Raw genomic sequence first — 7,736 nt, forward strand, 5'->3', positions numbered from 1 at the left:
TCCTCAGTTCCGCGCCAGCAGGTCGGTGATCCGGCGCACCGAGGCGCGGCGGTTGGAGCGAATGTCGCCTTCCTGCGGCACCTTCAGGAACTGCTCGCCATAACCCTGCACGACCATGTTTTCCGGCGGCACGCCGAAGAACTCGGTCAGGGCCAGGGCCACCGACTCGGCGCGACGGTCCGACAGCGCCAGGTTTATCGCGCCCGACCCCACCGTGTCGGTGTGCCCCTCGATCATGTAGATTTCCGAAGGGTTCTGCCGCACGCTGTCGGCGATCACGCGGCCCAGCGAGGCCAGCGCCTGCGCCTGGTCCGCCTTGATCGCGGCCGAGCCGGTGTCGAAGGTGATCGCCTGGATCTCCACCGGGGCGACCAGCGCCCGCACCTCGGGGATGTTGCGGATCTGCCCCAGCGTGAAGGTCCGGTCCACCTGCGTTTCGCGCCGCAGCGCCTCGCGCAGCGCGTCCTCGGACAGCTGCTCGCCGGGCACGACCATGACCGGCCGGGCGGGCGGGGGCAGGGCCGCCACGTCCACGGGCGCCACCTGCGCCGTCTCGTCGATCAGCGCGGTGGTGGTGCCGTCGGGCCGCACCAGCGTCCGGCGCAGCACGCGCAGGTCGGCGTCGCGGATCGTGACGACCTGGCTGCCATCCTCGCGCGTGACAATGGTCCGGGTCGAGCCGTCCGCATATTCCTCGGTCTGCGCGGTGGACCCGGGACGCAGCAGCAAGGCGTTGTCGTCCTTGATGATCTCCTGGCTTCCATCGGGGCGGGTCACCACGACACGGTCGCCGGTGTTCAGCTCGACCTGCCGGTTGTTCGACAGAAGCTGTCCCACGGCCAGCCCCGCCAGCGCGGGCAGCACGGCCTGGCGCAGCACCTTTTCCAGGTCGCTGCGGTCGTCGTCGCCATCATGCGCCTCGGTTCCGGCACCGTCCGCCACGACGGGCTGGCCGTCCGCGCCGACCACCACCGGCGCGGTCGAGCCTTGCGTGCCGCCGACCACGGGGATGTCGCCTTGGCGCAGCGTGCCGCGCACGTCGGTCAGGAAGTCCTCGGTCGCGCTGCGCGAGGTTTCCTCGGTCACCTGCTGCTTGTCCGAGGTGACGACCGGCGCGGCCGCCTCGGCCAGCGCGGCGGCGGCCGGCGGGGCTGCGGCAGCGGCGGCCTCGCGCGCGGCGTCGGTCGGGCGCGCCTCGGCTTCGGGGACCTCGCGGGCGCCCGCCAGCGCGGCGGCGAGTTCGTCCTCGCTGGGACCGGGCTGCGCCGCCGCCCCGCCCTGTGTGACGACAGGGACCGAACCGCCCCCTGCGCCTGCCGGTGCAGCCGGGGTAGGCGTCGCCCTTCCCTGGGCCGTGGCGTCCGCCGCAGGCGCGGCTTTCACACCCGTGCCGCCGGACCCGGCCGCAGCGCCCCCGACAACCGGGGCCGGGGCTGCGCCCGCCGCCCCCTTGCCTTCTGACGCGGCCTGTTCAGCCGCATCCGCCGGATCGGCCGGACGGGTTGCCCTGGCAACGGGCGCCGTGCCCTTGTCGTCCTCGGCGTTCGCGGCAGCGCCCGCCGCGCCGCTCTCGGCCGCAGCGCCCGCCGACGGGGGCGCGGCATCGGTGCCGGCCTCGCCTTCGCTGCGTTCGGCCAGGGCGCGGGCCAGATCGGCCTCGGACGGGGCATCGACCACGGCAGGGGCCTCGGGCGCCGCAGCGCGCTCGGGTTCCGGGGCGGCTTGCGCCTGCGGTGCCGGCGTCGGCGCCTCGGGGGCAGGTGCCGCCTCCCGGGCGGCCTGTGCAGGCGCCTCGGCGGCGGGCGCGGCCGTGGTGATCGGCTCTTCGACGGGTTCGGGCGAGGCTTCCGCCCGGGCTGCCGCGGCTTCCTCCGGCACGATCTCGGGCGCCGGCTCGGCCACGGGTTCGGCTGGGACGGCCTCGGCCGGGGCCTCTTGCGCAACTGCCGGAGCTTCTGCGGGCGCTGCCACTTCGGGTTCGCCCTCGGGTTCTGCCGCCGGCTCGGCGGCGGGTGCTTCCGCAGCCGGCTCCTCGACCACGACCGGAGCCTGCGCGGCCGCGGCTGCCGCCGCTGCCGCGGCATCGGCGGCGGCGTTCCCTTCGGCGGCCCCTCCGGGCAGCGGCACGGCATCCGTGGCCGTCGCTGCGTCCGCCTGCGCGAGCCGGACAGGGGCCGGCGGACTGGCCTCGGACCTCGGCGCGCCGTCAGGCTTGCCATACCCCGGCACCAGCCCGCCGGCCCCGATCTTCAGGCCCGCGGGGATCTTCTTGTCCAGCATCCGGGCCAGTTCCGGCATGTTGCCTGCGCGGGTCGGGACGAACTGCGCGGCATCCCCTGCGGGCAGGGCCTGTGCTCCGCTGGCATGGGGCAGGGCAAGGCCCAGGCCCAGGGCCAGCGCGGTGGTGTTGCGGAAAAAGGTACGAGGCATTGCGATTCCCATGTCTCGGGGCGCGGCGACGGCGCCGCGCGGTTCCGGCCCGCAAACTGGCGGGCTGTCCGGGAATGAACCACGAAAACCGCGCCGCGTTCCCGCCACGCCTGCGTGAGGGCGGCCAAAGCCTTGTGAACGCTGCGTGATCGGCCGCGCCGCCCCAAGGCGGCACGGCCCCTGTCACTCCAGTTCGACTAGCAGGTCCTTGGCGTCGATCTGCTGGCCCGGCGCGACATGGACGGCCTTCACGGCGGCCTCGCGGTCGGCATGGATGCCGGTTTCCATCTTCATCGCCTCGATGGTCAGCAGCAGGTCGCCCGCCTTGACCTTCTGCCCCGCCTGCGCCGCAACGGTGGCCACCACCCCCGGCATCGGCGCGCCGATGTGCCCGGGGTTGCCCGCGTCCGCCTTGGGCCGGGCGGCGGTCACGCCCTTGGCCGCGCGGTTCGGCACGCGGACGGTGCGGGGCTGGCCGTTCAGTTCGAAGAACACCCGCACCTCGCCCGCGTCGTCGGTGTCGCCGATGGTCTGCAGCCGCACCTCGAGCGTCTTGCCGGGGTCGATCTCGACGCTGATCTCCTCGCCCGGCTGCATCCCGTAGAAGAAGGCGGGCGTGGGCAGGGTGCGGACGGGGCCATAGACCTTGTGGCGTTCCGCATAGTCGCTGAAGACCTTGGGATACATCAGCCAACCGTTGAAGTCCTCGTCGTCGAGGTCCACGTCCAGCTTCGCCTGCACCTCGGTCCGGGCGGCGGAAAGGTCCACGGGCGGCATCAGCGCGCCGGGACGCTCGGTGATGGGCGTCTCGCCCTTGAGGACCTTGCGCTGCAGCGCCTCGGGCCAGCCGCCGGGGGGCTGGCCGAGGTTGCCCTTCATCATGTCCACGACCGAGTCGGGGAAGGCGACCTCGACACCCGGGTCCTCGACCTGCGCCCGCGTCAGCCCTTGGGCCACCATCATCAGCGCCATGTCGCCCACGACCTTGGAGGACGGCGTGACCTTGACGATGTCGCCGAACATCCGGTTCACCTCGGCATAGGTTTCGGCCACCTGGTGCCAGCGGTCCTCAAGCCCCAGGCTGCGCGCCTGCGCCTTGAGGTTGGTGAACTGCCCGCCGGGCATCTCGTGCAGGTAGACCTCGGAGGCCGGGGCGCGCGAACCCGCCTCGAAGGCGCAATACTGGTCGCGCACCCGTTCCCAGTAGTTCGAGATCTCGCGGATCGCCCCGATGTCCAGCCCGGTGTCGCGGTCCGTCCCGTCCAGCGCCTCGACGATGGAACCGAGGCAGGGCTGCGAGGTGCCGCCCGAAAAGGCGTCCATTGCCGCGTCCACGACCGCCACGCCCGACTCGGCCGCCGCCAGCACCGTGGCGCCCGCGATGCCGCTGGTGTCATGGGTGTGGAAGTGGATCGGCAACCCGACCTCCTCGCGCAGCGCCTTGAACAGCACCCGCGCGGCGGCGGGCTTGAGAAGCCCCGCCATGTCCTTGACGCCGATGAGATGCGCGCCCGCGTCCCGCAACTGCCGGCCCATGTCCACGTAATAGGAAAGGTCGTACTTGGACCGATCCGGGTCCATGATGTCGCCGGTGTAGCAGATCGCGGCCTCGCAGATCTTGCCCGAGTCCACCACGGCGTCCATGGCCACCCGCATGTTCTCGACCCAGTTGAGCGAATCGAAGACGCGGAAGACGTCCACGCCGGACCTGGCGGCCTGCGCGACGAAGCTTTGCACCACGTTGTCGGGATAGTTGGTGTAGCCCACGCCATTGCTGGCCCGCAGCAGCATCTGCGTCATGATGTTCGGCATGGCCGCGCGGATGTCGCGCAGCCGCTGCCAGGGGCATTCCTGCAGGAAGCGGTAGGCCACGTCGAAGGTCGCGCCGCCCCAGCATTCGACCGAAAAGAGGCCGGGCAGGTTCGCCGCGTAAGCCGGCGCCACGCGGATCATGTCGATGGACCGCATCCGGGTGGCCAGCAGCGACTGGTGCCCGTCGCGCATGGTGGTGTCGGTCAGAAGCAGCCGCTGCTGGCGGGACAGCCAGTCCACCACGCCCTGCGGCCCTTCGCGTTCCAGAAGCTGCCGCGTGCCCTCGGGCGGCTCCTGCCGGGGGGCAGGGGGGACGGGGATCTTCGCCTCGGCGGGGGCGGGGCGGCCCTTGGTCTCGGGGTGGCCGTTCACGCTGATGTCGGCCAGATAGGTGAGGATCTTCGTCGCCCGGTCCTGCCGGGGGCTGAAGTCGAACAGTTCCGGCGTCGTGTCGATGAACTTGGTCGTGGCCCCGTCCGACAGGAAGACCGGGTGCTTCAGCAGGTTGATGACGAAGTCGATGTTGGTGCTGACGCCCCGCACCCGGAACTCGCGCAGGGCTCGGTCCATGCGGCGGATCGCGGCTTCGGGCGTCTGTGCCCAAGCGGTGACCTTGACCAGCAGCGAGTCGTAATAGCGGGTGATGACCGCCCCCGCATAGGCGGTGCCGCCGTCCAGCCGGATGCCGTTGCCGGTGGCGGTGCGATAGGCGGTGATGCGGCCGTAGTCGGGGATGAAGTTGTTCTGCGGGTCCTCGGTCGTCACGCGGCACTGGATCGCGTGGCCCGACAGCGTCACGTCCGCCTGCGAGGCCATGCCCGTGGCCTCGGCCAGCGTCGCGCCCTCGGCGATGCGGATCTGGGCCTGCACGATGTCGATGCCGGTGACTTCCTCGGTCACCGTGTGCTCGACCTGGACGCGCGGGTTCACCTCGATGAAGTAGAAGGACCCCGAATCCATATCCATCAGGAACTCGACGGTGCCCGCGTTGCGGTAGCCGACGGCCCCCCCGATCTTCAGCGCCAGCCCGCAGACCTCGGCCCGCTGTTCGTCGGTCAGGTAGGGGGCGGGCGCGCGTTCCACGACCTTCTGGTTGCGGCGCTGCACGGTGCAGTCGCGCTCATACAGGTGATAAAGCCCGCCGTGGCTGTCGCCCAGCAACTGAACCTCGACGTGGCGGGCGCGCAGGATCATCTTTTCCAGATAGCCCTCGCCGTTGCCAAAGGCGGCCTCGGCCTCGCGCCGGCCCTCGCGGACCTTTTCGGGCAGTTCGGCGGCCGACAGGATCGGACGCATTCCCCGCCCGCCGCCGCCCCATGACGCCTTCAGCATCAGGGGATAGCCGATCTCCTCGGCCTGGCGCGCGACTTCGGCCATGTCCTCGCCCAGGACCTCGGTGGCGGGGATCACCGGCACGCCCGCCTGGATTGCCACGCGGCGCGCCGAGGCCTTGTCGCCAAGCGCCCGCATCGTCTCGGCGGTCGGGCCGATGAAGGCGATGCCGGCGGCGGTGCAGGCGTCCACGAAATCCGGGTTCTCGGACAGCAGCCCATAGCCCGGATGGATCGCATCCGCGCCCGAGGCCTTTGCCACCCGGATGATCTCGGGGATCGACAGATAGGCCGCGACCGGCCCCAGCCCCTCGCCGATACGGTAGGCCTCGTCGGCCTTGAAGCGGTGGAGGCCCAGCTTGTCCTCCTCGGCATAGACCGCGACCGTGCGCTTGCCCATCTCGTTGGCCGCCCGCAGCACGCGGATCGCGATCTCGCCCCGGTTCGCCACAAGGATCTTCTGGAACACTGCCACATCTCCTTCATTCTGCGGCGCAGCATTCCGCAGCCTTTGCGCCAGCGCAAGCACGACGAAAGCAAGGCTGTGCGGTCCGGGGCGCTCAGCGCCGGCGGGCGAAGAAATCGCGCAGCAGCCCGGCGGCGGCATCGGCCGCGATGCCTTCATAGACCTCGGGGCGGTGGTGGCACTGGGGATGATCGAAGACCCGCGCGCCATGGGCGACGCCCCCCATGCGGGGATCGGAGGCGCCGTAATAAAGGACCTCGATCCGCGCGGCGGAAATCGCCGCGGCGCACATGGGGCAGGGCTCCAGCGTGACCCACAGCCGGTGGCCGGGCAGCCGCTCGGACCCGGCCGCCGCGCAGGCCTCGCGGATGGCGAGGATCTCGGCATGGGCCGTGGGGTCCGACAGCTCGCGCGTGCGGTTGCCGGCAGCGGCGACGACGCGCCCCGCGGGGTCGGTCAGCACGGCGCCCACGGGCACCTCGCCGCGCCGGGCGGCGGCGCGGGCTTCGGTCAGGGCGGCATCCATGTGGCTGCGGAACATGGGGCCGGGATGCCGTGGCGCGGCGCCCGGCGCAAGAACCGCTTTCCCCTGATCTGCGTTGGGGCTAGACGCGGCGCCTTGCCGCCACACCGCCGCAGCGATGCGCAGGAGATCGCCATGACCGACCCGAACACCCCCCGCAACGAAGACGAAGACGAGATGCTGCCGCCCGCCGAGGGCGCAGAGGAAGAGAACGCCGACGAGATCGGGCTTGCCGCCGAGGGCGAAGCGGCCGAGCCCTTCGACGACGACGACGACGACGACGACGACGACGACGACGACGACGACGACGACGACGACGACAACGGGGAGGACGAGGACGAGGCGCCCGCGAAGGGCGGTGCGCCGAAGAAGGCCGCGCCTGCGCAGGCTTCGGGGGGCGAGCGCATCGCCAAGGTCATGGCCCGCGCGGGCGTGGCCAGCCGCCGCGAGGCCGAGCGGATGATCGTCGAAGGCCGCGTCACCGTGAACGGCCGCAAGATCGCCAGCCCCGCGCTGGACGTCCTGCCCTCGGACAAGGTGACGGTGGACGGCAAGGCCATGGAGGCCGCGCAGGAAACGCGGCTCTGGCTGTATTACAAGCCCCTGGGCCTCGTGACCTCGGAGTCGGACGAAAAGGGCCGCCAGACCGTCTTCGACGCCCTGCCGCGCGAACTGCCGCGGGTGATGAGCGTGGGCCGGCTCGACCTCAATTCCGAAGGCCTGCTGCTGCTGACCAACGACGGAGAGCTGAAGCGGCGGCTGGAACTGCCCTCGACCGGCTGGCTGCGCCGCTATCGCGTGCGGGTGAACGGGCAGCCCAACGACCTGACCTTCGACCCCCTGCGCCGCGGCGTCACCATCGAGGGCGAGGACTTCGCCCCCATGGAGATCAAGCTCGACAGCCAGCAGGGGGCGAACGCCTGGCTGACCGTCGGCATCCGCGAAGGCAAGAACCGCGAGATCCGCCGCGCGATGGCCCATGTCGGGCTGATCGTGAACCGGCTGATCCGCATCGGCTACGGCCCCTTCAAGCTGACGGGGATGGAGGAGAACGAGGTCCGCGAGATCAAGCGCCGCGTGCTGCGCGACCAGTTGGGCGGGCTGCTGACGGGCGAAACGGACGAGGCGCCGCGCGCCGCGGGCCGCGGCCGCCCGGCGCGGGCCGAGGCCGCGC

The 7,736-nt window shown here is 71.7% G+C and carries 4 protein-coding genes; 1 reads left to right on the top strand and 3 read right to left on the bottom strand.

Going from position 1 to position 7,736, the window contains the following annotated elements; translation table 11 throughout:
* Positions 1–3: 3 nt before the first annotated feature.
* The 3 genes from CK240_RS10505 to CK240_RS10515 form a co-directional block, all read right to left on the bottom strand.
* Positions 4–2,430 carry an OmpA family protein gene (locus CK240_RS10505; protein WP_095640288.1) on the bottom strand — a complete coding sequence of 809 codons (2,427 nt, stop codon included), beginning with the start codon at positions 2,428–2,430 and terminating at the stop codon, positions 4–6.
* A gap of 183 nt (positions 2,431–2,613) precedes the next feature.
* On the bottom strand, positions 2,614–6,048 hold the full coding sequence (locus tag CK240_RS10510) for a pyruvate carboxylase (RefSeq protein ID WP_095640307.1): 3,435 nt from the start codon (positions 6,046–6,048) through the stop codon (positions 2,614–2,616).
* 85 nt (positions 6,049–6,133) lie between these two features.
* Positions 6,134–6,580, bottom strand: coding sequence for a nucleoside deaminase (locus tag CK240_RS10515; protein WP_095640289.1), 447 nt, complete (start codon positions 6,578–6,580; stop codon positions 6,134–6,136).
* 399 nt (positions 6,581–6,979) lie between these two features.
* On the opposite strand from CK240_RS10515, the gene CK240_RS10525 reads away from it, so the two are divergent.
* Positions 6,980–7,736: pseudouridine synthase (locus tag CK240_RS10525; RefSeq protein WP_240517376.1), on the top strand; the 757-nt coding region annotated here is incomplete at its 3' end.

Source organism: Paracoccus salipaludis, assembly GCF_002287065.1.
In the GTDB taxonomy this organism is placed as follows: domain Bacteria; phylum Pseudomonadota; class Alphaproteobacteria; order Rhodobacterales; family Rhodobacteraceae; genus Paracoccus; species Paracoccus salipaludis.

Bases quoted from the DNA above. Each gene is read 5' to 3' on its own strand.
- CK240_RS10505 (WP_095640288.1), bottom strand. From the start codon at position 2,430: ATGCCTCGTACCTTTTTCCGCAACACCACCGCGCTGGCCCTGGGCCTG.
- CK240_RS10515 (WP_095640289.1), bottom strand. From the start codon at position 6,580: ATGTTCCGCAGCCACATGGATGCCGCCCTGACCGAAGCCCGCGCCGCC.